The sequence below is a fragment of the Micromonospora rubida genome (assembly GCF_009908295.1).
Lineage (GTDB): Bacteria > Actinomycetota > Actinomycetes > Mycobacteriales > Micromonosporaceae > Micromonospora > Micromonospora rubida.
In genome coordinates this window covers 1-24093 of the sequence record NZ_JAAALO010000006.1, presented here as the reverse complement: position 1 = coordinate 24093, position 24093 = coordinate 1, and the positions used below count along the sequence as shown (strand labels likewise).

Annotated in this window: 19 protein-coding genes; 14 read left to right on the top strand and 5 right to left on the bottom strand. The window is 73.3% G+C overall.

What is annotated here, in order from left to right; genetic code table 11:
• Nucleotides 1-24: 24 nt before the first annotated feature.
• Nucleotides 25-597, bottom strand: coding sequence for a TetR/AcrR family transcriptional regulator (locus tag GVV04_RS21955; RefSeq protein ID WP_161690000.1), 573 nt, complete (start codon nucleotides 595-597; stop codon nucleotides 25-27).
• Nucleotides 598-742: 145 nt separating this feature from the next.
• Here GVV04_RS21955 and GVV04_RS21950 point away from each other — a divergent pair, with 145 nt between their 5' ends.
• A complete protein-coding gene (locus tag GVV04_RS21950) occupies nucleotides 743-1600 on the top strand; it encodes a carbon-nitrogen hydrolase family protein (protein WP_161689999.1) in 858 nt (285 codons plus the stop codon).
• Between the two features lie 64 nt (nucleotides 1601-1664).
• On the top strand, nucleotides 1665-2342 hold the full coding sequence (locus GVV04_RS21945) for an HAD family hydrolase (RefSeq protein WP_161689998.1): 678 nt from the start codon (nucleotides 1665-1667) through the stop codon (nucleotides 2340-2342).
• Between the two features lie 46 nt (nucleotides 2343-2388).
• Here GVV04_RS21945 and GVV04_RS21940 read toward each other — a convergent pair whose 3' ends face one another.
• The gene (locus GVV04_RS21940; protein ID WP_161689997.1) at nucleotides 2389-2634 is read right to left on the bottom strand and encodes a DUF2630 family protein; all 246 of its coding nucleotides are present in this window, start codon (nucleotides 2632-2634) and stop codon (nucleotides 2389-2391) included.
• Nucleotides 2635-2840: 206 nt separating this feature from the next.
• Between GVV04_RS21940 and GVV04_RS21935 the strand changes: the two genes are divergently transcribed.
• From GVV04_RS21935 to GVV04_RS21900, 8 genes are all read left to right on the top strand, one after another.
• Nucleotides 2841-3428 carry a GNAT family N-acetyltransferase gene (locus GVV04_RS21935; protein ID WP_161689996.1) on the top strand — a complete coding sequence of 196 codons (588 nt, stop codon included), beginning with the start codon at nucleotides 2841-2843 and terminating at the stop codon, nucleotides 3426-3428.
• Between the two features lie 209 nt (nucleotides 3429-3637).
• Nucleotides 3638-4969 carry a cytochrome P450 gene (locus GVV04_RS21930; RefSeq protein ID WP_161690544.1) on the top strand — a complete coding sequence of 444 codons (1332 nt, stop codon included), beginning with the start codon at nucleotides 3638-3640 and terminating at the stop codon, nucleotides 4967-4969.
• Entirely contained in the window at nucleotides 4966-5880 is a 915-nt protein-coding gene (locus tag GVV04_RS21925; protein ID WP_328822512.1) for a terpene synthase family protein, read from the top strand. Before GVV04_RS21930 ends, GVV04_RS21925 begins: the two co-directional genes overlap by 4 nt.
• On the top strand, nucleotides 5877-7610 hold the full coding sequence (locus tag GVV04_RS21920; RefSeq protein ID WP_328822511.1) for a prenyltransferase/squalene oxidase repeat-containing protein: 1734 nt from the start codon (nucleotides 5877-5879) through the stop codon (nucleotides 7608-7610). The genes GVV04_RS21925 and GVV04_RS21920 overlap by 4 nt, the downstream gene beginning before the upstream one ends.
• A 98-nt stretch (nucleotides 7611-7708) precedes the next feature.
• Nucleotides 7709-10297, top strand: a complete 2589-nt coding sequence (locus GVV04_RS21915; RefSeq protein WP_161689995.1) for a sensor histidine kinase — start codon at nucleotides 7709-7711, stop codon at nucleotides 10295-10297.
• Between the two features lie 76 nt (nucleotides 10298-10373).
• The gene (locus GVV04_RS21910) at nucleotides 10374-10796 is read left to right on the top strand and encodes a roadblock/LC7 domain-containing protein (RefSeq protein ID WP_161689994.1); all 423 of its coding nucleotides are present in this window, start codon (nucleotides 10374-10376) and stop codon (nucleotides 10794-10796) included.
• A gap of 5 nt (nucleotides 10797-10801) precedes the next feature.
• A complete protein-coding gene (locus tag GVV04_RS21905) occupies nucleotides 10802-11188 on the top strand; it encodes a DUF742 domain-containing protein (RefSeq protein ID WP_161689993.1) in 387 nt (128 codons plus the stop codon).
• Nucleotides 11169-11777: a GTP-binding protein gene (locus GVV04_RS21900; protein ID WP_161689992.1), complete on the top strand. Its 609-nt coding sequence runs from the start codon at nucleotides 11169-11171 to the stop codon at nucleotides 11775-11777. The genes GVV04_RS21905 and GVV04_RS21900 overlap by 20 nt, the downstream gene beginning before the upstream one ends.
• 98 nt (nucleotides 11778-11875) lie before the next feature.
• On the opposite strand, the gene GVV04_RS21895 is transcribed toward GVV04_RS21900, so the two are convergent.
• Nucleotides 11876-14728: an aconitate hydratase gene (locus GVV04_RS21895; protein WP_161689991.1), complete on the bottom strand. Its 2853-nt coding sequence runs from the start codon at nucleotides 14726-14728 to the stop codon at nucleotides 11876-11878.
• Between the two features lie 159 nt (nucleotides 14729-14887).
• Between GVV04_RS21895 and GVV04_RS21890 the strand changes: the two genes are divergently transcribed.
• Together GVV04_RS21890 and GVV04_RS21885 are read left to right on the top strand one after the other, a co-directional pair.
• The gene (locus GVV04_RS21890; RefSeq protein ID WP_161689990.1) at nucleotides 14888-15244 is read left to right on the top strand and encodes a VOC family protein; all 357 of its coding nucleotides are present in this window, start codon (nucleotides 14888-14890) and stop codon (nucleotides 15242-15244) included.
• Between the two features lie 98 nt (nucleotides 15245-15342).
• A complete protein-coding gene (locus GVV04_RS21885; RefSeq protein ID WP_161689989.1) occupies nucleotides 15343-16008 on the top strand; it encodes a DedA family protein in 666 nt (221 codons plus the stop codon).
• Nucleotides 16009-16092: 84 nt separating this feature from the next.
• On the opposite strand, the gene GVV04_RS21880 is transcribed toward GVV04_RS21885, so the two are convergent.
• Together GVV04_RS21880 and GVV04_RS21875 are read right to left on the bottom strand one after the other, a co-directional pair.
• Nucleotides 16093-16755: a C39 family peptidase gene (locus GVV04_RS21880; protein WP_161689988.1), complete on the bottom strand. Its 663-nt coding sequence runs from the start codon at nucleotides 16753-16755 to the stop codon at nucleotides 16093-16095.
• A gap of 454 nt (nucleotides 16756-17209) precedes the next feature.
• The gene (locus tag GVV04_RS21875; RefSeq protein WP_235966709.1) at nucleotides 17210-17401 is read right to left on the bottom strand and encodes a hypothetical protein; all 192 of its coding nucleotides are present in this window, start codon (nucleotides 17399-17401) and stop codon (nucleotides 17210-17212) included.
• A gap of 57 nt (nucleotides 17402-17458) precedes the next feature.
• Between GVV04_RS21875 and GVV04_RS21870 the strand changes: the two genes are divergently transcribed.
• Together GVV04_RS21870 and pulA are read left to right on the top strand one after the other, a co-directional pair.
• Nucleotides 17459-18124: a hypothetical protein gene (locus tag GVV04_RS21870; RefSeq protein WP_161689986.1), complete on the top strand. Its 666-nt coding sequence runs from the start codon at nucleotides 17459-17461 to the stop codon at nucleotides 18122-18124.
• A gap of 201 nt (nucleotides 18125-18325) precedes the next feature.
• On the top strand, nucleotides 18326-23827 hold the full coding sequence (gene pulA / locus GVV04_RS21865) for a pullulanase-type alpha-1,6-glucosidase (RefSeq protein WP_161689985.1): 5502 nt from the start codon (nucleotides 18326-18328) through the stop codon (nucleotides 23825-23827).
• The last annotated feature ends 266 nt before the right edge of the window (nucleotides 23828-24093 follow it).

Genomic DNA, 24093 nt, shown 5'->3' with positions numbered 1-24093 from the left:
GAGACCGGGCCGGGCGGGCGCCGGTCAGCGCCGGCGGACGGCCTCCTCGACCAGGTCGAGCACCGGGCCCAGGTCGCCGGCCGGGCGCCCCATCGCCAGGTGCAGCACCAGGCCGTCGTAGGCCAGTTCGAGGAACTGTGCCAGCACGTCGATCGGCACGTCCTCGCGGAGCACGCCGACCTCCCGCTGGCGGGCCAGCCGCTCCCGGGTGGCCTCGGCGATGGCGGCGGAGCGCTCGGCCCAGCGCCGGGCGAACGCGGGGTCGGTGCGCAGCCGCCGGGACACCTCCAGTTGGCTGCCCAGCCATCCGGTGGTGTCGGGGGAGACGGCCCGGGCCAGCAGGTCCCGCATCACCTGGACCAGGCCGTTGCGGGCGACCGTCTCCACCATGGCCGCCGCGTCGTCCTCGGCCACCGCCAGGAAGAGCGAGTCCTTGTCGCGGAAGTGGTGGAAGATGGCGCCCCGGGAGAGCCCGGTGGCCTCCTCGAGCCGCCGCACCGTGGCGCCCTCGTATCCGTGCCGGGCGAAACACGCCCGGGCTGCGGTGAGAATCTCCTGCCGGCGGGCGTCGAGCTGGTCCTGACTTACTCTGGGCACGGCACGATCGTGTCAGGTGCCCGGACGCTCTGCAAACCGTACGTACGGCTTGCGGGCGGTGGCGGGACGTCGCCCGCAGCGGGGACCGGGGCCGGCGGGGCCGCGCACGGTGATCGTCCCGCCCTCGGCCGGCTACGATCGCCCGATGACACCCCCCGCCACCCCCGCCGCGCCACTGACCGTGGCGGCCGTCCAGGCCGACCCGGTGCCCGGGGACCTCGCCGGCAACGCCGTCGCCGCCGCCCGGCTCACCGGACGGGCCGTCGCCGAGGGCGCGCGGTTGGTGGTGCTGCCGGAGCTGTTCCTGCCCGCGTACCACCCGCCGACGCTGGCCGCCGACCCGGCCGGCACCGACCTCGTGGCGGCCGGGGACGGCACGGTGGACGACGCCCGGCTCGACCCGCTGCGGGCCGCCGCCCGCGACGGCGCGGCGGTCGTGGTCGTCGGGGCGGCCGTCCGGCACCCGGACGGCCGGCGGACCATCGCCGCCCTGGTCGTCGACCGCGGCGGCGTCGCCCACGCGGCGTACGACAAGCAGCAGCTCTGTGGCGACGAGCGCGAGCTGTTCCAGCCCGGCCGGCGTGGGGCGACCCTGCTCGTCGAGGACTGGCGGTTCGGCCTGGGCATCTGCTACGACGGCTGCTTCCCCGAGCACGGTCGCGCCGCTGCGGCTGACGGTGCGCACGGCTACCTCTGCCCGAGCGGCTACCTCGCGGGCTCCGCGCACCGCAGGGACCTCTACTACGCGGCCCGTGCCCTGGACAACACCATGTTCGTCGTGTTCGCCAACGCCGTGGACGGCGTGGACCCGTGGCGGTTCAACGGCGGCGCGGCGGTCTACGACCCGGAGGGCCGGCCGCTGGCCCGGGGCGCGGACACCGGCGAGGACGTGCTGGTGGCCGTCCTCGACCCGGCGGTGCTCGCGGACACCCGGGCGGCGCACTCGATGCTGGCCGACCGTCCCGCCGACGCCGGGGCGGCCCGCGCGGCGCTGCGAGGCTGAGCTGACCGAGGTCGCTGCGGGCTGACCCTGTCGGTGGGCGGCCCGTCTGCCTTAAAGTGCCCGAGTGCCGTTGCTCCTGCTGGATCTGGACAACACCCTGCTCGACCGGGCCGGCCCGTTCCGTGCCTGGGGCGAGCGCTTCCTCGACGGCGTCGGCGCCCCGGCCACCGACATCGACTGGTTGCTGTCCGTCGACGCCGACGGGCTGACCGACCGCTGGGACGTCGCGGACGCGATCCGGGACCGGTACGGGCTGCTCATCCCCTCGGTCGACCTGGTGGAGGAGCTGCACGACGGGGTGCTGGCGAGTAGCCGGCTGGACCCGCTGGTGGCCTGCGCGTTGCGCATCGCCGACGGGGCCGGCTGGATGCCGGTGGTGGTCAGCAACGGCGCCGTACGCCAGCAGGACGCGATGATCCGCCGGACCGGCCTGAACCGGTACGTCGCCGACTGGGTGATCTCCGAGGAGGTCGGGGTCAGCAAGCCCAACCCGCGGATCTTCGCGCTGGCGGCCCAGCGGGTCCGGATGCCGCTGCGCGGGGCGTGGGTGGTGGGGGACAGCCCGGAGGCGGACATCGGCGGGGCGGCGGCGGTGGGCCTGCCCAGCGTCTGGCTGCACCGGGGCCGGGCCTGGACGGACACCCGCTTCGCCCCGACGTACACGGTCGACGGACTGATCGCCGCCGTCGCCACGGTGCTCGCCGCCCGAGCCACCCCGGGCCGTGGCGGCGCGTCGGCCTGAGACCCCGGGCCACGGCGGCGCGCCCGCCCTCCGCTCCCGGCGCCGGTCACTGGAGGTAGCGCTCGACCTCCGGCCTGGGGCGTTCTCCCTGGGCGTCGGGGTCGCCGTGGGTCTCGCGCGCGGCCCGCCGGCGGCGCAGCAGGTCCCAACACTGGTCCAGGGACTCCTCCAGCCCGCGCAGCCGGTCCCGTTCGTCCTCGGTGCCGGACTCGTTGGCCTGGGCCGTCGAGCGGAGCCGGTGCTCCTCGTCGACCAGCTCGGAGATCCGGTTCAGGATGGTCTTGTCGTCCATGCCCCTGAGCCTGGCACAGCGCGTCGGGGCGTGTCCGGGTCTCCCGCGCACCACGCCCGCCGCTCCCGGCGAGGGGCTGCCGAGGGCCGGCGGATGCGCTCGCGGGCGGGACGCCGGGTGGCTTCGGTACATTGCCACGTCATGACGCTTACTGTCCGGCCGTTCGCGGACGCCGACGCCGAGGCCGTCGCGGGGTGCTTCGGGCGGTGTACGCGAGGGTCGACGCCGCGCCGGCGGACCTGGCGTTCGCCGAGCGCCACGGGTACCGGCGCGGCCGGCGCTCCCAGCTCCTGCTGCGTGACCTCGCGGCACCGCTGCCCCCGGCCCCGCCGCCGGTGCCCGGCGTCCGGCTGCTGAGCGCCGCCGACCTGCCCGACCCGCGTCCGCTGTACGAGGCCGACCTGGACGCGGCGCGGGACGAGCCGGGCGAGGTCGGGATGGACGAGATCGGGTACGCCGACTGGCTGGCCACCTACTGGGAGCGCCCCGACCTGGACCGGGCACTGACCACGGTGGCCGTGGTGGACGACGAGGTGGCCGCGTTCGGCATCGCGCTGACCGACGGCCGGGATTGCTACCAGTCCGGGATGACCGGCACCCGGCGGGCGTACCGCAGGCGAGGGCTGGCCCGGCTCGTCAAGCACGCCGGGCTGACCCGGGCCCGGGCGGCCGGGTTCCGGTGCGCGGTGACCCTGAACGACGCCGGCAACGACGCGATGCTCGGCCTCAACGCCGGACTGGGCTACTGGCCGGTCGCGGCGCAGTGGCGGTATCGGCGGGATTTCCGCAGCTAGGAGCCGCGCACCGCGTCCCTTGTGGAAGATTCAAATTTTGCCCGCGAAAATTATTCCGCTCCGTACTGGAGAAGATGACCTGCTCAATGGCATGCTCGGCGGGACCGTGACTCCGTACAGTCGTCACGCGACGCACTGTTAATTAGGGGAGTGCACCGCAGGTGGTAACCCCACACACCGCCCCCACCGGTAGCCGGCGAGCGAGAACCATTCCGCTGCGCCACGTCGCGCCCGCACTGCTGCGCGACCCCGCCCGGGCCCTGATCGGGTTCGGCGAGCGGGCCGACGGCGAGGTGGTCCGGCTCAACCTCGGGGCGTTTCGTCCCTACCTCGTGACCGACCCCGCCCACGTACAGCAGGTGCTGGGCGACCGGGCCGACAACTTCGGCCGGGCCGGCGACGGCGCGTTCTGGGGTCCGCTGCGCCGGTTGTTCGGCGACGGCATCCTCGGCGACGGTCCGGTGTGGTCGGACAGCCGGCGCATCCTCCAGCCGCTGTTCACCGCCCGCCGGGTCGAGGCGCTGATGGGCCCGATGGCCGAGACGATCGCCGACGCGGTCGCCGAGCTGGACGCGCCCGCCCGCGCCGGCCGCCCGGTGGACATCGGCGCCGAGCAGGCCCGGATCGTCTGCCACGCGATGATGCGCACGTTCTTCGGAGACCGCATCTCCGTCGCCGACGCGCTGCGCGTCATCGAGGCTCAGGACGCGATCGCCACCTCGGTGATCCCCCGGGTGCTGGCGCCGTTCGTCCCGCTGGCGCTGCCGATGCCCGGCGACCGGGCCTTCCGGAACGCCGCCCGGCGCATCGACGAGGTGCTGGCGCCGATCGTCCGGTCGGCGCGGGGCGCCGACGGCGACGACGTCATCGCCACGCTGTGGCGCGGCACCGCCGGCGACGGCCGGCCGCTGGACGAGCGGCAGGTCCGCAACGACACGGTCGCGATGGTCGCCGTGACCACCGAGACGACCGTCAACGTGCTGACCTGGCTCTGGCCCCACCTGGAGCGTTCGCCCGAGATCGCCGCCCGGTTGCAGGAGGAGATCGACGGGGTGGTGGGCGGCGACCGGGTCGGCCCCGAGCACCTGCCGCGGCTGCGCTACACCCGGATGGTGTTGGACGAGCTGATCCGGCTCTACCCGGTGGCCTGGATGGCGCCCCGGCAGGTGATCCGCCCGGCGGTGCTCGGTGGGGTGCGGCTCGATGCCGGCGCGACCCTGCTGATCAGCCCGCTGATCACCCAGCGGCTGGCGCGGTACTGGGATCGGCCCGAGGTCTTCGATCCGGACCGGTTCACCCCCGAGCGGGCCAGGGCCCGGGACCGGTACGCGTTCTTCCCCTTCGGCGGCGGGCCGCACCAGTGCGTGGGGATGCACCTGTTCTACCTGGAGGCGCAGCTCATCGTGGCCAACCTGTTGAGCCGCTACCGGATGCGGGTGCGAAGCCCTCGGCTGCCCGCCCTGCAACTCGCCGCCGCGCTGCGCACGAGGGACCGCGTCGAGCTGGACCTGCGCCCCGCCCGCACCGGGGTCGTCGCGTGAACGTCTCCACCCGTCCGTCCACGGTGCTGCCCGACCAGCTCTCCGCCGCCGCCGAGCAGGGCCGGATCTGCGCGCTCGCCGCCAAGGGGCAGCGGGACCTGCAACGGCAGGCCGCCCGGTACCCCGACCTCTTCACCGGCCCGCCCTTCGACGGCGCGCTGTTCAGCAACATCGCCCTGGCCATCGCCTTCGGGGCGCCCTGGTGCACCGCCGAGCAGCTGCGGCTGACCAACCGGGCGGTGCTGTGGGGGTTCGCCCTGGACTGGCAGATCGACTACCTGGCGAAGTCCCGGGCGGACGTCGACCGGGTGGTGGCCGGCGCCCTGGCGGTCGCCGACGGCGCCAGCCCGGACGCCGACGACCCGCTCGGCCGTCTGCTCGCCGAGCTGCGCGACGAGCTGGCCGGAGTTCCGGCCTTCGCCGAACTGGGCGACGCCTGGCGCGCGGCGGTACGCCGGACGGTCACCGCGATGGCCCGCGAGTGGGACTGGAAGACCGCCCGGGAGCGCGACGGCGCGCCGCTGCCCGGCTTCGCCGAGTACCTCGACAACGCCGACAACCTCGCCTGCACGGTGGTCAACGTCGCGCACTGGATCTGGACGGGGGACGCCGAGACGCACCGGCGACTCGACCGGCTGGTCACGGTCAGCGACGAGGTGCAGCGGGTGCTGCGGCTGGTCAACGACCTGGCCACCTACGAGCGGGACCTCCAGTGGGGGGACCTGAACGCCCTGCTGCTCGTCGCCGACCGCGCCGAGGTGGACCAGCGCATCGTCGATCTGGTCGAGCGGTGCACCGAACTGCTCGCCCCGCTGGCCGGCGGCTGCCCGTTGCAGGCGGCGTACCTGTCCCGGCAGATCGGGTTCAGCAGCGGCTTCTACCGGTCGACCGACTTCTGGGGGGAACGGTGACGGCCGTCCGGTCGTGGACCGGTCACGACAGCGGGTCCGGCGGTGCCGCCCACCGGCCCTCGCGGGCCACCGGCGACGGCGTCACCCACCCGCCCCGGCGGGACCCGGAGTCCGCGGCCGACGCCCGCGAGCTGATCTCCGCGATGACCCTCACCTTCTCGGGGCAGTCCTCCGTGTCGGTCTACGAGACCGCCCGTCTGGTCGGCCTCGCGCCGTGGCTGACCCACCACGTGGAGCGGATCGCGTACCTGCTGGCCGCCCAGCGCCCGGACGGGACGTGGGGCGGCCCGGAGGGGTACGCCCTGGTGCCGACGTTGAGCGCCACCGAGGCGCTGCTCACCGCCCTGCGTCGCGGCGACGCCGCCTGGCTGCGCGAGGCCCGCGCCGCCGAGCGGCTGACCCGCGCCGTCGACGGCGGCCTGCGCGTCCTGTACGCCCGGCTCACCGGACCGGCCGGCCCCGAGCTGCCCGACCTGCCGGCCACCGACCTGACCGTCCCGGCGCTGGTCGACTCGCTCAACGCGCACCTCGACGCGCTGCGTGCCGACCCGCTGCCCGGCCTGACCGCCTGGCGCGACGTTCGGGCGCTGCCGCTGCCGTCAGGGCTGGACGGCGCCCGGCTCGACCGGGTCCGTGCGCTGCTCACCGCCGGCCGGCCGCTGCCGGAGAAGTTGCTGCACGCCCTGGAGGTCGGCGGCCCGGCGGCCCACCGCGCCGCCGAGGTGGCCCCCGTCGGGCCGGGCACCGTCGGTGCCTCGCCGGCGGCCACCGCGGCCTGGCTCGGCGTGCCCGTCCCCGGGGCCGGGGTCCGCGCGGCGGTGTCCTACCTGGAGGACGTGGCCCGTCAGCAGGGCGGGCCGGTGCCCTGCGCCACCCCGATCACCGTGTTCGAGCGGGCCTGGGCGCTGAGCACGATGAGCCGGGCCGGCATCGCGCTGCCGGTCCCGCCCCGGCTGCTGGCCGGCCTGGTGGCGACGGTCGGTCCCGCCGGCACCGCCACCGCCCCCGGCCTGCCCGCCGACGCCGACACCACGGCGGTGACCCTGTACGCGTTGGCCCGGCTCGGCCGCCCCGTCGGCCCGGACAGCCTCTGGGGGTACGACACCGGCGAGCACTTCTGCACCTGGCAGGGGGAGGACGGAGCCTCGGTCACCACCAACGCCCACGTGCTCGACGCGTTCGGCTGGCACCTGGGGCACCGGGCGCCGGGCTACGCCCGGCTCGACGCGGTGGTGCGGCGGCTCACGGGTTGGCTCGTCGAGCGGCAGCATCCCGACGGGCGGTGGTCCGACCGCTGGCACGCCTCGCCGTACTACGCCACGAGCTGCGCGGTGCTCGCCCTGGCCGGCTACGGCCGGGGGTCGGCCGTGGCGGGCGCGGTGGCCCGGGCGGCCGGGTGGGTGCTGGCGGGGCAGCGCGCCGACGGCTCGTGGGGGCGCTGGGGCGGCACGGTCGAGGAGACGGCGTACGCCGTGCACGCCCTGCACGCCGCCGGGCCTGCCGCGCCGGCCGGCGTCGGGGCGGCGCTCGGGCGGGCCCGGTGCTACCTGGCCACCATGGACGGACGCGACGGGGAGCCCGCGCTCTGGCACGACAAGGACCTGTACCGGCCGGCCGTGATCGTCCGCGCCGCCGTCGTCGCCGCCCACCATCTCGTCCGCGCCGGGGCCGGTCACGGCGCCGCCGAGAGGCCCGAGAACCGGACGCCCCCGTTGATCAGTGCCGCTTGAGTGAACAATCGGACGCTGCTAGCGTGCGCCCGTGGCCGACGGTGTACCGGCCACGGGCGCTCCGGCATCCCCCTCGAACACCCGGCCAGGACGGTGTGATGCGTTCCCGCAGTACGAATCTCCGTACCAAAGTCGTCGCTCTGCTGGCGTCGCTCGTCGCGCTCTGGGCCTTCGCGGCGTGGGTGACCGTGCGGGACGGGTTCAACCTCCTCGGCGTGCAGACGCTCAACGAGTCGGTGTCCGAGCCGAGCGAGACGTTGGTGTTCCAGTTGCAGCGGGAACGCCGGGCGTCGCTGGCGTACCTCGGGCGACCGGACGACGCACAACGGGAGACGCTGGGCGCGGAGCGGCGGCGCACCGACGAGTTGGCGGCGGCGTTCCGCGAGTCGTCCGGCGACTGGCTCACCGCCGTGGCCGCCAGCGACACCCTGGAACAGCGGCTCGACGTGGCCTACGGGCAGCTGTCCCGGCTGGGGCAGGCCCGCGCCGAGGTGGACGCCCGCAGCGCGGACCGGTCGTCGACCTTCACCATGTACGGCAGTGTGGTGCGGTCCATCTTCGACGTCTACACGGCCCTGGGCCTGCTCGACGACGAGCAGGTCGCCGAGGACACCGCCGCGCTGATCGAGCTCAACCGCGCCCGCGAGCTGCTCGCCCAGGAGGACGCCCTGCTCACCGGCGTGCTCGCGGCGGGCCGGGTGACCGAGGCCGAGCGGGCCCAGGTCGCCCAGATCATCGGCGCGCAGCGGTTCTCCGCCGACCTCGCGGTGAGCCGACTGCCGGCCGCCGACCGCCAGCGCTACGCCGCCATGGTCGGCGGTCCGGCGTTCGAGAAGCTGCGCGCCCTGGAGGACAGCATCCTCCAGGGCCGGGGCAGCGCCCCCCGACTGGGGTTCGAGGCCGCCGAGTGGGACGAGGCCGTGGCGCCGGCGCTGGCCCGGTGGAGCGAGGTGGTGGTCGAGGGCGGCGACGACGTCGTGGATCGGGCCACCCCGGTCGCCGTCATGGTGGTCATCCGACTGGTGCTCGCCACCGGCCTGGGCCTGCTCGCCGTCGTGGCGTCCATCATCGTGTCGATCACCACCGCCAAGACGCTGCTGCGGCAGCTGGAACGGCTGCGCGAGGCGGCCTTCACCCTCGCCAACGACCAGTTGCCCAGCGTGGTCGAGCGGCTGGGCCACGGCGAGGAGGTGGACGTCGCCAAGGAGGCGCCGCCGCTGGAGTTCGGCGACGACGAGGTCGGGCAGGTGGGCAAGGCGTTCAACGTGGTCCAGGAGACCGCGCTGCGCACCGCCGTCGAGCAGGCCGAGCTGCGCCGCAACGTCCGCGAGGTCTTCCTCAGCCTGGCCCGCCGCACCCAGGCCCTGGTGCACCGCCAGCTCACCCTGCTCGACGCGATGGAACGGCGCGAGCACGACGCCGAGGAGCTGGAGGACCTGTTCCGGGTCGACCACCTCGCCACCCGGATGCGGCGTAACGCCGAGAACCTGATCGTGCTCTCCGGCTCCACCCCGGGCCGGGCCTGGCGACGCAACGTCCCGATGGTCGACGTGGTGCGCGGCGCGGTCGCCGAGGTGGAGGACTACACCCGGGTCAACGTGCTGCCGCTGGGGGCGGTGTCGCTGGCCGGCCGGGCCGTCGGCGACGTCATCCACCTGCTGGCCGAGCTGATCGAGAACGGCCTGTCCTTCTCGCCCCCGCACACCACGGTCGAGGTGCGCGGCCAGATGGTGGCCAACGGTTTCGTCCTGGAGATCGAGGACCGGGGCCTCGGGATGAGCGACGACGACCTCGCTGCCGCGAACGACCGGATCGTGGACCGGTCCGAGCTGAACCTGGCCAACGCCGCCCGGCTCGGGCTGTACGTGGTCAGCCGGCTCACCGAGCGGCACGGCGTCCGGGTGCAGCTCAAGGAGTCGGCGTACGGCGGCACCACCGCTGTCGTGCTGATCCCGCCGGAGATGGTCGCCGACCCGGGCGGCGACGCCAACGCCCCGGAGCGCCCCGGCCTGCCGGGGACCTCCGCGCCGGTCGCCGTGGCCCCGCCGCCCGCCGGCCCGGCAGCCCACCTGCCCGCCCGGCCGGCCGCGCCGGTCGCGGTGGCGGTGGCGGAGCCCGTGACGGCTCCAGTCGCGCCGACGGCACCCGAGGCCGACAGCGGACCGGCCCTGCCCACCCGCGCGCGTCAGCGCACGGCTCCGGGGGCCCCGGACGCGTCGGCCGGGGAGGGCGCCGGGCTGCCGGTACGCCCGCGCCGCCCGGCCGGGCAGTCGGCGTTGGACGCGCCGACCGTGCCGGGCGGGTTCCCGGTGACCGCGCCCCGGCCGGTCGCGGACGAGGCCAGCCCGCCGGCTCTGGACGCCCCGGACGCCCCGGACGCCTCGGACACGTCGACCGGGCTGACCCCGGCGGCGTCGCCGGCGCAGCAAACCGGTTCCGGGCTCCCGGTGCGGGTCCGGCAGGCGAACATCGTGCCCGAGCTGCGGGAGGATCCGTCCGCGCAGCAGGTGGACGATGACGAGGACGTGATCAGGCCGCCGGAGCAGGTCCGCCAGATGATGAGCTCCTACCAGACCGGCACCCGGCGTGGTCGCACCGACGCGGCCCTGCTGTTCGACGGTGCCTCCGAGACCGGTGAGGCGGAGCCCGCCGACGGCACCGACGCCGGTGGGCGCGAGGCCACCTGAGGGGCGGCGCGGACGAACCCGCGCCGCAGGTCCCAGACGACAACGGCGACACCAGCCGGGAAGAAGAGGACGACGAGTGGGGCAGAAGACGGCATCGAGTGCCGACCTGACGTGGTTGCTGGATGATCTGGTCGGCCGGGTGAAGCAGGCCGAACACGCTGTCGCGCTCTCCACAGACGGCCTGCTGATGGCATCGTCGCGGGAGCTGAGCCGGGACGACGGCGAGCACCTCGCGGCGATGGCAGCCGGGATCCAGAGCCTGGCCCGGGGCGCGGGGAAGCGGTTCGGTGGCGGGCAGGTCCAGCAGACCATCATCGAGATGCAGTCGTCGTTCCTCTTCGTCACAGCCGCCGGCCGCAACGCCTGCCTCGCGGTGCTGGCCTCCGAGGACGCCGACGTCGGCCTCATCGCGTACGAGATGGCCATGCTGGTAACCCGGGTGGGCAAGTACGTGGCCTCCCCGACCCGGCTCCCTGAGCAGCCGGTCGGCGAGAAGTAGCCGCGATGACGGCCCCAGGGGAGTCCACGGAGGAACAGTGGGTCGACGACCATGCCGGCCCGGTGGTCCGCCCGTACGCGGTGACGCGTGGCCGGGCCCGGCCGGTCACCGGCACGTTCGACCTGATCTCCCTGGTGACGGCCACCCGCGTGGAGGCGTCACCGGAGGTCGGGCTGGGCCCCGAGCACCTGGCCATCGTCGCGCTCTGCCAGCGGATCCAGTCCGTCGCCGAGGTCGCCGCCCACCTGGACCTGCCAGTGGGCACCATCCGGGTCCTGCTCGGCGACCTGGTGGCCCGTGACCTGGTCGAGGTGCGCGAGCCCCGGGTCACCGCGGGCCTTCCCGACGACAGTATTTTCGAGGCGGTTATCAATGGACTACGGGCACTCTGAGCGGCCGGCGGGAGCCGTGCCGCTGCCCACCGCGATCAAGATCCTCATCGCGGGTGGTTTCGGCGTCGGCAAGACCACCATGGTCGGTGCGGTGAGCGAGACCCGGCCGCTGCGGACCGAGGAGGTGCTGACCGAGACCGGGGTCGGGATCGACGATCTGTCGGGGGTGGAGGGCAAGACCACCACCACGGTGGCGATGGACTTCGGCCGGATCACCATCGGCGACGACCTGGTCCTCTACCTGTTCGGCACGCCCGGCCAGGACCGCTTCTGGTTCGTCTGGGACGAGCTGGCGCTCGGCGCGCTCGGCGCGGTGGTGCTCGCCGACACCCGCAGGCTGGCCGACTGCTTCCCCTCGATCGACTACTTCGAGGGGCGCGGCACCCCGTTCGTGGTGGCGGTCAACTGCTTCGAGGGGGCCCGCCAGTACCGGCTGCACGAGGTGCAGGCCGCGCTCAACCTCGACCCGGGGGTGCCGGTGCTGCTCTGTGACGCCCGGCAGCGGGAGTCGAGCAAGGAGGTGCTCATCACGCTGATGGAGCACGCCATGAAGACCCGCGACGCCCGCCGCGCCGAGCCGGCCGAGTAGCCCGGCTCCGCCCGCGCGTCTCGCCGGGCAGCCGCTCCGTTCCCCGACGAAGGGGCCCCTGCCACTGCGGCAGGGGCCCCTTCGTCGTGCGTGTCGGGTCAGCTGGCGATCATGCGGCGCAGGACGTACTGCAGGATGCCGCCGTGGCGGTAGTAGTCCGCCTCACCGGGGGTGTCGATCCGGAGCACCGCGTCGAACTCGATGCCGGTGTCGGTGGTGACCTGCACGGTGCGCGGGGTCTCGCCGTCGTTCAGCGCGGTCACGCCGGTGATCGAGAAGGTCTCGGTGCCGGTGAGGCCGAGCGACTCGGCGGTGACGTCGACCGGGAACTGCAACGGCAGGACGCCCATGCCGATCAGGTTCGAGCGGTGGATCCGCTCGTACGACTCGGCGATGACCGCCCGGACGCCGAGCAGCATGGTGCCCTTGGCCGCCCAGTCCCGCGACGAGCCGGAGCCGTACTCCTTGCCGGCCAGGATGACCAGCGGCACGCCCGCCTCCTGGTAGGCGGTGGAGGCGTCGTAGATCGAGGTCTGCTCGCCGGTCAGGTGGTTGACCGTGAAGCCGCCCTCCACGCCCGGGACGAGCTGGTTGCGCAGCCGGATGTTGGCGAACGTGCCCCGGATCATCACCTCGTGGTTGCCCCGGCGCGAGCCGTACGAGTTGAACTCGTGGCGCGGCACGCCGTGCTCGGCGAGGTACGTGCCGGCGGGGGAGTCGGCCTTGATCGAGCCGGCCGGGGAGATGTGGTCGGTGGTCACCGAGTCGCCCAGCTTGGCCAGCACCCGGGCTGGACCGATGTCGGAAACAGGCGCCGGCAGGCGCTCCATGCCCTCGAAGTACGGGGGCTTGCGGACGTAGGTGCTCTCGCCCTCCCAGGCGAAGGTGTCGCCGGTGGGGGTCGGCAGCGACTGCCAGCGCTCGTCGCCGGCGAACACGTCCGCGTACGCCGCGCTGAACCCGGTCGCGCCGAGCGCCTGGGCGATGACGTCCTGGATCTCGGCGCTGTTCGGCCAGATGTCGCGCAGGAAGACCGGGTTGCCCTGGGTGTCCTCGCCGATCGGCTCGTTGGCGAGGTCGATGTCCATGGTGCCGGCGAGCGCGTACGCGACCACCAGTGGCGGGGACGCCAGGTAGTTCATCTTGACGTCCGGGTTGATCCGGCCCTCGAAGTTCCGGTTGCCGGACAGCACCGAGACGACGGCGAGGTCGGCCTCGTTGACGGCGGCGGAGACCTCCTCCGGCAGCGGGCCGGAGTTGCCGATGCAGGTGGTGCAGCCGTAGCCGACCAGGTTGAAGCCGAGCTTCTCCAGGTAGGGCGTCAGGCCGGCGCGGTCGTAGTAGTCCATGACGACCTTGGAGCCCGGCGCCAGCGTGGTCTTCACCCACGGCTTGCGGGACAGGCCCTTGTCGACGGCGTTGCGGGCCAGCAGCGCCGCGCCGATCATCACCTGCGGGTTCGAGGTGTTGGTGCAGGAGGTGATCGCGGCGATCACCACGGCGCCGTGGTCCAGCTCGTAGGTGACGCCGTCGGCGCTGGTCACCTGGATCGGGTTGCTGGCCCGGCCGCCCGAGCCCACGGCGGCGGTCTCCAGGTCGCGCGGCTCGTCGGCCGGGTCGCTGAAGTCGTTGGCCGGCGGGTCGCTGGCCGGGAACGACTCGGCGCTGGCCTCGTCGGCGGGGCCGTTGGCGCCCCGGGGGAGCTGCTCGCGGGCGACGCCCGGCTTGAGGTCCCGCTCGCCGGCGGAGTCGTCGGCCACGTAGTCGGTCAGCGCGGAGCGGAACAGGGTCTTGGCGCTGCCCAGCGGCACCCGGTCCTGCGGGCGCTTCGGGCCGGCCAGGGACGGCTCGATGGTGCCCAGGTCGAGTTCCAGCCGCTCGGAGTATTCCGGCTCGGCGGCCGGGTCGTGCCAGAGGCCCTGCTCCTTGGCGTACGCCTCGACGAGCGCGACCTGCTGCGGGTCCCGGCCGGTCAGCTCCAGGTAGCGGATGGTCTCGGCGTCGATCGGGAAGATCGCGACGGTGGAGCCGTACTCCGGGGACATGTTGCCGATGGTGGCCCGGTTGGCCAGCGGCACCGCGCTGACGCCGGGGCCGTAGAACTCGACGAACTTGCCGACCACGCCGTGCTTGCGCAGCATCTCGGTGATGGTGAGCACCAGGTCGGTGGCGGTGGTGCCGGCGGGCATCTCGCCGTGCAGCTTGAAGCCGACGACCCGGGGGATCAGCATGCTGACCGGCTGGCCGAGCATCGCGGCCTCGGCCTCGATGCCGCCGACGCCCCAGCCGAGCACGCCCAGGCCGTTGACCATCGTGGTGTGCGAGTCGGTGCCGACCACGGTGTCCGGGTACGCCTGGCCGTTGCGCTCCATGATCGTACGGGCCAGGTACTCGATGTTGACCTGGTGCACGATGCCGGTGCCCGGCGGGACGACCTTGAACTCGTTGAACGCGGACTGGCCCCAGCGCAGGAACTGGTAGCGCTCCTTGTTGCGCTCGTACTCCAGCTCGACGTTGCGCTCGAAGGCGTCCGCACGACCGAACAGGTCGGCGATGACCGAGTGGTCGATGACCAGCTCGGCCGGGGCGAGCGGGTTGACCTTGGTGGCGTCGCCGCCGAGGTCGCGGACCGCCTCGCGCATGGTGGCCAGGTCGACCACGCAGGGCACGCCGGTGAAGTCCTGCATGAGCACCCGCGCCGGGGTGAACTGGATCTCCACGCTCGGGTCGGCCGCCGAGTCCCAGCCGCCGAGCTGGCGGATGTGGTCGGCGGTGATGTTCGCGCCGTCCTCGGTCCGCAGCAGGTTCTCCAGCAGGATCTTCAGGCTGTAGGGGAGCCGCTCCTGCCCCTCCACCTTACTGATCTTGAAAATCTCGTAGCTCGCGTCTCCGACGCGTAGCTGGGTCTTCGCACCGAAGGTGTCGAGGCTCGCCACGTCGTACTCCTTCACACCAGCGACCGTGAGTAGTCCTGAGCAGTCTGTCGCACCGTCCGGGACGACGCCCCGGTTAGGTGACACTTACCGTGATTACCGCTTCCAACAAAACCGTACGTCCGTCTTGCTATCGGCGCAACCTCGTGCCAGGCTCCGGGACGAGGAGGTGTCACCATGATCCATCACGTCCTGCTCGCCTGCCCACCCGGCTCCGAAGCCGCTTCCCGGGCGTTCTACGTCGGGCTGCTCGGCATGGCCGAGAAGCCCAAACCCCCGGCCCTCGCCCCCCGCGGCGGTTGCTGGTTCACCGGGTACGGCGCCGAGCTGCACCTCGGCGTCTCCGATGACTTCCGTCCCGCCCGCAAGGCCCACGTCGCCCTGCTCCGTCCCGACCTCGACGACCTCGCCGCCCGGCTGGCCGCCGCCGGCCACCCCGTCGACTGGGGCGGCGAGGACGAGCTGCCCGGGATGCGGCGCTTCCACACCGAGGACGCCCACGGCAACCGCCTGGAGTTCGTCGCCCCGCTCTGACCAGCGCCGGGCCGCCCGGGTGGGTGGTGCCGGCGGCGTGGGGCCTCGGTGCCCCAGCGGCGCGGGTAGGGTTCGAGGCCGAACCTGAAGGGGCGAGCGTGATCGATGTGTCGCAATGGCTGTCCGCGCTGCCCCCGGTCGCGGTCTACCTGATCGTCGCCGGGGTGATCGGCGTGGAGAGCATGGGCGTCCCGCTGCCCGGCGAGATCGTCCTGGTCAGCTCTGCCCTGCTCGCGGCCACCGGGGTGGTGGAGCCGGAGTGGGTGGGCGCCGCCGCGGCCTTCGGCGCCATCGCGGGCGACTCGATCGGGTACGCGGTGGGCCGTCGGGGCGGCCGTCCGCTGCTGGCCCGGCTGGGCCGGCGCTTCCCCAAACACCTCGGCCCCGCACACCTTGCCCGCGCCGAGCAGAGCTTCGCCCGGCACGGGGTGTGGGCGGTCTTCTTCGGCCGGTTCGTGGCGCTGCTGCGGATCCTCGCCGGCCCCCTGGCCGGTGCGCTGCACGTGCCGTACCGCCGCTTCCTGCTGGCCAACGCGGCCGGCGGCCTGGTCTGGGCCTTCGGCACCACCTACCTGCTGTACAGCGTCGGCCGGGCCGCCGAGCACTGGCTCAAGGACATCTCCTGGGCCGGGCTGGTCCTCGCGGTGCTCGCCGGCCTGGGCAGCACCTGGTGGCTGCGGCGGCGGGCCCGGCGGCTGGAGCCGGTGGAGCCGGCCGATGCGGACGACGCCGCCGAGTCGGTCCGCGCGGGCACCGACCGCTGACCCTCCGGGGTCGGCGCCACATCCCCCTCGTACGACGAAAGGGCCGACCCCGTGGTGGGGTCGGCCCTTGGTCGTCGTGGCGGGTCAGGAGGTGGCGTAGCCGCGGGTGGCGATCCAGTCGGCAAGACTGTCGACAGTGACCTCGTAGCTGGCCTGGTCAGGGTTGGCCGAGTCGGCGATCCGCACGATGCCACCGCTGTCGCGGTAACCGACGACGCTGATGTAGTGACCACCCTCGAACGAGTGGACCGTGCCGTCGGTGTCAGTGGCGGTGCCCGCGATGTTGGCCACCACCGCACGACCGTCATCCACGGTACGCACGACGTCGGCGCGCAACTTGTCGGTCTGACCGCCATCGGCCTTACCGCTCTTGATCTCGACACTGCGGTACGCGTCAGCCTTACCGGTCTCCCTGTTCAACACCGGAGTGATGTCGTTGATCGAATCAGTGCCGTCCTCGGTGGTACCCATCTCCTTCGCCATCGCGTCGACGCTGATGGCCTTACCCTGCACCGACAGGGCATTACGCGCGGCAGCCGGCCCACAGAAGTAGAAGTTCGGCTGCGCCTCGTACCGCACATCAAGCTGACGCTCCCCGCCAGCCTTACGGTCGGTCTGCACCGACGCGGTGGGGGTGTGGGTGGTGGGGGTGGCCTGCGCGGCGATAGCGGGGGCGGCGACACCACCAGCGGTAGCGGCGAACCCAGCAGCGGTCAGAACAGTCTTACGGATCAGATCGGTACGCATAATGGCGTGCTCCTCTGGTCGGGGGACACACGGCAACACCCGCCAGAACAACGACGTGTGCACCGCGAGGGGGGATCAGATCAAGAGGACCAACCCGGCGATCAGGGGACCTGCTCGGGCGTCCAGGGGGATGTAACCATCCCGGCCGGCCCCACATTCCACGCGGGCCCGGGTTCCGGGGGCTGCCCCGGGCCGGTCTCACCCGGGTGAACCATGTACAACGCCCCCGACCCCCCACCGATTCCACACCCACGGTGACCCCGACCACCGGCTATTCCACGCCAAAACCCCCCAAACCGAACACCCCCTCGGTCCCTCACCCCGTTGATCAAGAGGTTTGCGTCTGCGGGGCGGCGGATCCTGACACAAACCTCTTGATCAACACGATGAGGCGGGTGCTGGACCGGACCACACCGGGGCCCTGTTGGGGGACGGGCCGGGCGGTCCGAAGGGCTCAGGCCGGGGTGTCGGAGCCGGAGCCGAGGGCGCTGGCCTCCGCGTGCCGGTCGCGCAGGCGGGCCCGGATCTCCTCCGGGGTGTACGCCCGTCGCCGTCGCTCCGCCCGGGCGACGACCACCCCGGTCGCGGCCACCCCCGCGAGACCAGCCAGCCCGAGCACCTTCCACCACCGCATCCCTTGCCGCATCCGCTTAGGGTAGACCCCCATGAGCGAGCAGAGCGGCGACGGCGCCGGGGTGAGGGCATGAGCATCAGCCTGGACGAGGCCGTGGAGTTGACCCGCACCGGCGACGTGTGGGTGTTCCGGGGTCGTAGCGCGCCCGACCGCGCCATCCAGTTCACCACCAACAGTCCGGTCAACCACGTCGGCATGGCGGTGGTGCTGGACGACATGCCGCCGCTGATGTGGCACGCCGAGTTGGGCCGGTCGCTGCCGGACATGTGGACCGGCACCCACCAGCGCGGGGTGCAGCTGCACGACCTGCGGGACGCGGTCTGCGTCTGGGCCAACCGGTACGGCCAGCGGGCCTGGCTCCGGCAGCTCGAACCGTCCGCCGACGCGGAGATGGAGAAGGCGGTGCTTCGCACCGTCGCTCGCCTCGACGGCACCCCGTTCCCGTCCACCGCCCAGCTCGCCTGGCGCTGGGCGCGGGGCCGGGTGCCACGGGTGCGGCTGCCCCTGCCGGCCCGGCGGGACACCCCCGGCGGCGGCGCGGTGCGCGACCGGGCGCTGGAGACGGCGTACTGCGCCGAGGTGGTCGCGGTGACCTACGAGGCGATGGGCCTGCTGCCCGCCGGCCGCCGGCCGAACTGGTACGACCCGGGCCGGTTCTGGAGCGGCGACGACCTCGGCCTGGCCGCCGGGGCCCAGCTCGGCGCCGAGATCGAGGTACGCATCCCGCAGCGCTGAGCGACGACGGCGTCGCCTCCCCGGGCCGCAGCCAGGCCCGGTCGCTGCCGCCGGCCGCGTCCGGGCCGGCCGTGACGGTGTCCACCCGCGAGCCGACGCTTGCAAGATGACTGCATTGTTGCGCTCTCGTTTGCAAGGTATTGCAGAACGTTTCGGCAAGGGCTAGCGTGCGGGCGAATCACGACCAGAGGAAGGCCGTCGATGAAACCCTCGCCGATGTCCCGTAAGGCGTTACTCGCCTTGGTCTCCACCCTCACACTCGCCCTCGTCGGCACCCCCGTCGCCGCGCACCAGCTCGCCGCCGAGGCCGCCCCGAACCCGACCGGCGCCGACCCCCTCGCCGCCGCCGGCGCGGTGCAGTGGCGCTCCGAACCCTCCGTCGAGGCCCTGCTGAAGGCGGGCTCCGGCGACGCCCGCGCGGAGCAGTTCTACTTCGTCCTGCCGGACCGGTTCGCCAACGGCGACCCGCGCAACGACTCCGGCGGCCTCGCCGGGGACCGGCTGAAGACCGGCCTCGACCCCAAGGACAAGGGCTTTTACCACGGCGGCGACCTCAAGGGGGTGCTGGACAAGCTCGACTACATCCAGGGGCTCGGCACCACGGCGATCTGGCTCGCCCCGATCTTCAAGAACCGGCCCGTGCAGGGCGTCGGCGCGGACGTGTCGGCCGGCTACCACGGCTACTGGATCACCGACTTCACCCAGGTCGACCCGCACTTCGGCACCAATGAGGAGCTGAAGAGGCTGGTCAAGCTCTCGCACCAGCGGGGCATCAAGGTGTACCTCGACGTCATCGTCAACCACACCGCCGACGTCATCAAGTACGCCGAGGGCAAGTACGCGTACATCGACAAGAAGACCGCGCCGTACACCGACGCGCAGGGGCGGGCCTTCGAGGACAGCAACTACGCCGACGGCAGCCGGGACTTCCCGAAGGTGAACACCGGCTCCTTCCCGTACACCCCGGTCTTCGACACCCCGGCCGACGCGAAGGCCAAGGTCCCGGCGTGGCTCAACGACGCCACCATGTACCACAACCGGGGCGACTCGACCTTCTCCGGCGAGAACAGCGAGTACGGCGACTTCTACGGCCTGGACGACCTGTGGACCGAGCGCCCCGAGGTGGTGCGCGGCCTGACCAAGGTCTACGGCGACTGGATCGGCGGCACCGGCGTCGACGGGTTCCGCCTCGACACCGTCAAGCACACCAACCTGGAGTTCTGGCCGCAGTTCAGCCGGGGCATCCAGCGGGCCGCCGAGGCCGCCGGCAAGAAGGACTTCTTCATGTTCGGCGAGGTCTACAGTGCCGACCCGGAGATCACCTCCACGTACGTGCGGCGCGGCGGCCTGCCCGCCACCCTCGACTTCGCGTTCCAGGAGGCCGCCCGGGGCTACACCGCCGCCGACGGCTCCGCGAAGGCGCTCGCCGACGTGTACGCCCGCGACGACCTCTACGCCTCGCGGGACACCGACGCCAACCGGCTGACCACCTTCCTCGGCAACCACGACATGGGCCGGATCGGCTCGTTCATCGCGGCCTCCGGCGGCGACGACGCCGCGCAGCTACGCCGCGACCAGCTCGCCCACCAGCTCATGTTCCTCACCAGGGGGCAGCCGGTGGTGTACTCCGGCGACGAGCAGGGCTTCACCGGCCCGGGTGGCGACAAGGACGCCCGGCAGGACATGTTCGCGTCGAAGGTGCCCGACTACCTCGACGACGACCTGATCGGCACCGACCGCACCCACGCCGGCGACCAGTTCGACCCGACGCACCCGCTCTACCGCACCATCGCCGAGCTGGGTCGGCTCCGGCGGGCCCACCCGGCGCTGCGCGACGGCATCCAGGTCACCCGGCACGCCGCCGACGGCCCCGGCGTCTTCGCCTTCTCCCGGATCGACCCGAAGCACCGCACCGAGTACGTCGTCGCCGTGAACAACGCCGGCACCGCGCAGACCGTCACCGTGGACACCTGGTCGGCCGGGGCGGCCTTCGCCGGGATCTACGGCGGCGCGGCGACCGCGACCGCCGGGGCCGACGGCAGGCTGACGGTGACCGTGCCGGCGCTGTCCGCCGTGGTGTACCGGGCCGGCCGGGCGATCCCGCAGGCCGACGCGAAGCCGTCGATCGGCATCACCGCCCCCGCCCCGGAAGCCCCGGTGGCCACCCGCGCCGCCGTCACCGCCCAGGTCACCGGCGATCCGCTGGCCACCGTCACCGTCGCCGCCCGGGTCGCCGGCGGCAGGTGGACGCTGCTGGGCAGCGCCCACCGGGCCCCGTACACCGTGCACCACGACCTGGCCGGCCTGGCCGGGGGCACGAGGATCGAGTACAAGGCCGTCGTCCGCGACGGCAGGGGACGCACCGCGAGCACCCGCTCCACCGCCACCGTCGGCACCCCGGCGCAGGGCGCGTCGCGGGACTGGGCGGTGGTGCACTACCAGCGCCCGGCCGGCGGGTACGACGACTGGGGTTTGTACGCGTGGGGCGACATCGACCCCGCGTACGCCACCGAGTGGCCGAAGGGGCAGCCGTTCGCCGGTGAGGACTCGTTCGGCCGGTTCGCCTGGGTGAAGCTGAAGCCGGGCGCGAAGTCGGTCGGCTTTCTGGTGGTCGACTCCGCCGGGAACAAGGACGTCGCCAACGACCGGACCATCGACGTCACGCAGACCGGCGAGGTGTGGGTGAAGCAGGGCGACGCCGCGCTCTACCCGACGAGGCAGGCCGCCACCGGCGAGCCGGACCCGCCGGTCGACGAGAACACCGCGCTGATCCACTACCGCCGGGCCGACAACAACTACGACGGCTGGGGCCTGCACCTGTGGGACGGCGCGGCCAACCCGACCGAGTGGTCCACCCCGCTCAGGCCGGAGCGGACCGACGCGTTCGGCGCGGTCTTCCGGGTGCCGCTGACGGCCGGGGCCACCAGGCTGAGCTACATCATCCACAACGGAGACGCCAAGGACCTGCCGGACGACCAGCGGCTCGACTTCGTCGCCGCCGGCCGGGAGGTGTGGCTGCTCGCCGGCACGCCGGGTCGCCTGCTGCCGTCGACCTCGTCCGGGGCGTCCAGGGACGTGGACCTCACCCACCAGAAGGCACACTGGATCGACCGGTCCACCGTCGCCTGGCAGGCCGGGCCCGCCGACGGCCGGACGTACGCCCTGGTGGCCGCCCCGGCCGGCGGGCTGACCGTCGTCGACGGGGAGCTGTCCGGGACGTACACCACGCTGCCGCTGCGGGCGCAGCGCAACGGGCTCACCGAGGCCCAGCGCGCGAAGCACCCACACCTGTGGGCGTACCAGGCGTTCGGCCTGGACCGGGGCGACCTGGCGAAGGTGCCGGCGGCGCTGCGCGGGCAGCTCGTGGTGACCGAGCGGGACGCGCGGGGCGCGCTGCTCGGCGCGACCGGGGTGCAGGTCCCGGGCGTGCTCGACGACGTCTACGCCGCCGCCACCGACGCGGCGCTCGGGGCGACCTTCGCCGGCGGGGTGCCCACCCTCGCGGTGTGGGCGCCCACCGCGCGGACGGTGGCGCTGGAACTGTTCGACTCGCCGACCGCCGCTCCGCGCACCGTGTCGATGCGCCGCGACGACCGCACCGGCGTCTGGTCGGCGCGCGGCGACCGGGGCTGGACCGGCAAGTACTACCGGTACCGGGTCGAGGCGTGGCAGCCGGCGGCGCGGAAGGTGGTCACCGCCTCGGTGACCGACCCGTACTCGGTGGCGCTCGCGCCGAACTCCACGCACAGCCAGATCGTCGACCTGGCCGACCCGGCGCTGGCGCCGAAGGGGTGGGCGAACCTGCGCAAGCCGGCGGCGCCGCCCGCCGCGAAGGCGCAGATCCAGGAAATCTCCGTCCGGGACTTCTCCATCGCCGACAGCACCGTGCCGGCCGAGCGGCGGGGCACCTACCTCGCCTTCACCGACCCGGACACGGCCGGGATGCGGCACCTGCGGGCGCTCGGCGGCGCCGGGGTCGACTACCTGCACCTGCTGCCGGTGTTCGACTTCGCCACCATCCCCGAGCGCCGCGCCGACCAGCGGCAGCCGGCGTGTGACCTGGCGAAGCTGCCGCCGGACTCCGACGAGCAGCAGAAGTGCGTCGCGGCGGTGGCGGAGTCCGACGGCTACAACTGGGGGTACGACCCGCTGCACTACACCGTGCCGGAGGGCGGCTACGCCGTCGACCCGGCCGGGTCGAAGCGGACCACCGAGTTCCGCCAGATGGTCGCCGGGGTCAACGGCGCCGGCCTGCGGGTGGTCATGGACGTGGTCTACAACCACACGTCGGCGGCCGGCACCGACGGCAAGTCGGTGCTCGACCAGGTGGTGCCGGGCTACTACCACCGGCTGCTGTCCGACGGTACGGTCGCCAACTCGACCTGCTGCGCGAACACCGCCCCCGAGCACGCCATGATGGGAAAGCTGGTGGTCGACTCCCTGGTCACCTGGGCGAAACAGTACAAGGTGGACGGGTTCCGGTTCGACCTGATGGGCCACCACCCGAAGGCGAACATCCTGGCCGTGCGGGCCGCCCTGGACCGGCTCACCCCCGCCCGCGACGGCGTGGACGGGCGGAAGATCCTGCTGTACGGCGAGGGCTGGAACTTCGGCGAGGTGGCCGACGACGCCCGGTTCGTGCAGGCCACCCAGGCCAACATGGCGGGGACCGGGATCGGCACGTTCAACGACCGGCTCCGCGACGCGGTGCGCGGCGGCGGGCCGTTCGACCCGAACCCGCGGGTGCAGGGCTTCGCGTCGGGCCTGTTCACCGACCCCAACGGCGACCCGGTGAACGGGTCGGCGGCCGAGCAGAAGGCCCGGCTGCTGCACGCCCACGACCTGATCAAGGTCGGGCTGACGGGCAACCTGCGCGGCTACCGGTTCACCGACTCGGCCGGCCGGCAGGTCACCGGCGGCCAGGTCGACTACAACGGCTCGCCCGCCGGCTACACCGCCGCGCCGGGGGAGGCGGTCACCTACGTCGACGCGCACGACAACGAGATCCTGTACGACGCGCTGGCGTACAAGCTGCCGCAGGCCACCTCGGCGGCGGACCGGGCCCGGATGCAGGTGCTCGCCCTCTCCACGGTGGTGATGGGCCAGGGGACCGGGTTCGTGGCGGCCGGCTCGGAGCGGCTGCGCTCGAAGTCGCTGGACCGCAACTCCTTCAACTCCGGTGACTGGTTCAACCAGATCCGCTGGGACTGCGCCGAGGGCAACGGCTTCGGCGCCGGCCTCCCGCCGGCGGCGGACAACCAGGACAAGTGGCCGTACGCGAAGCCGCTGCTGGCCGATCCGTCGCTGGTGCCGGGCTGCGCGGCGATCGACCTGGCCGACGCCCGGTACGCGGAGCTGCTGCGCATCCGCGAGTCCTCGCCGGTGTTCGGGTTGACCACCGCCGAGCAGGTGCAGAGGAGGGTCGCCTTCCCGCTCTCCGGCACCGGTGAGACCCCGGGCGTGCTCACCATGACCCTCGACGCCCGCGGGCTCGACGGGAAGTGGCGGTCGGTGACCGTCGTCTTCAACGCCACCCCGGAGGCGGCGCGGCAGCGGGTCGCCGGGCTGCGCGGGGCGGACGTGGCGCTGCACCCGGTGCTGAGGGCCTCCGCCGACCCGGTGCTGCGCACCGCGTCGTTCGACCGGGGCACCGGCACCTTCACGGTGCCGGCGCGCAGTGTGGCGGTCTTCGTCCAGGAGTAGCCGTCGCCCGCCCGGCCCGTCCGCGCCGGAGACGGCCGCCGGCCCCGCCCGGTGGGATCCGTGTACGGATCCTTCCGAGCGGGGCCGGTGGACTGCCCGTGGCCGGTGTCACCGTTGCCGGCTACCAGCCCTGCCTGCCGTCAGGCGAAGCAGTTGGGGATGTGGCCGGTGCAGTTGGTGGGGTCGTTGTCGATGACGATGGATTCGTCGTCGAGGCGGACTTTGCCGTCGTTGTTGACGATGCCGCCGGCGATGTCGTAGGGCTT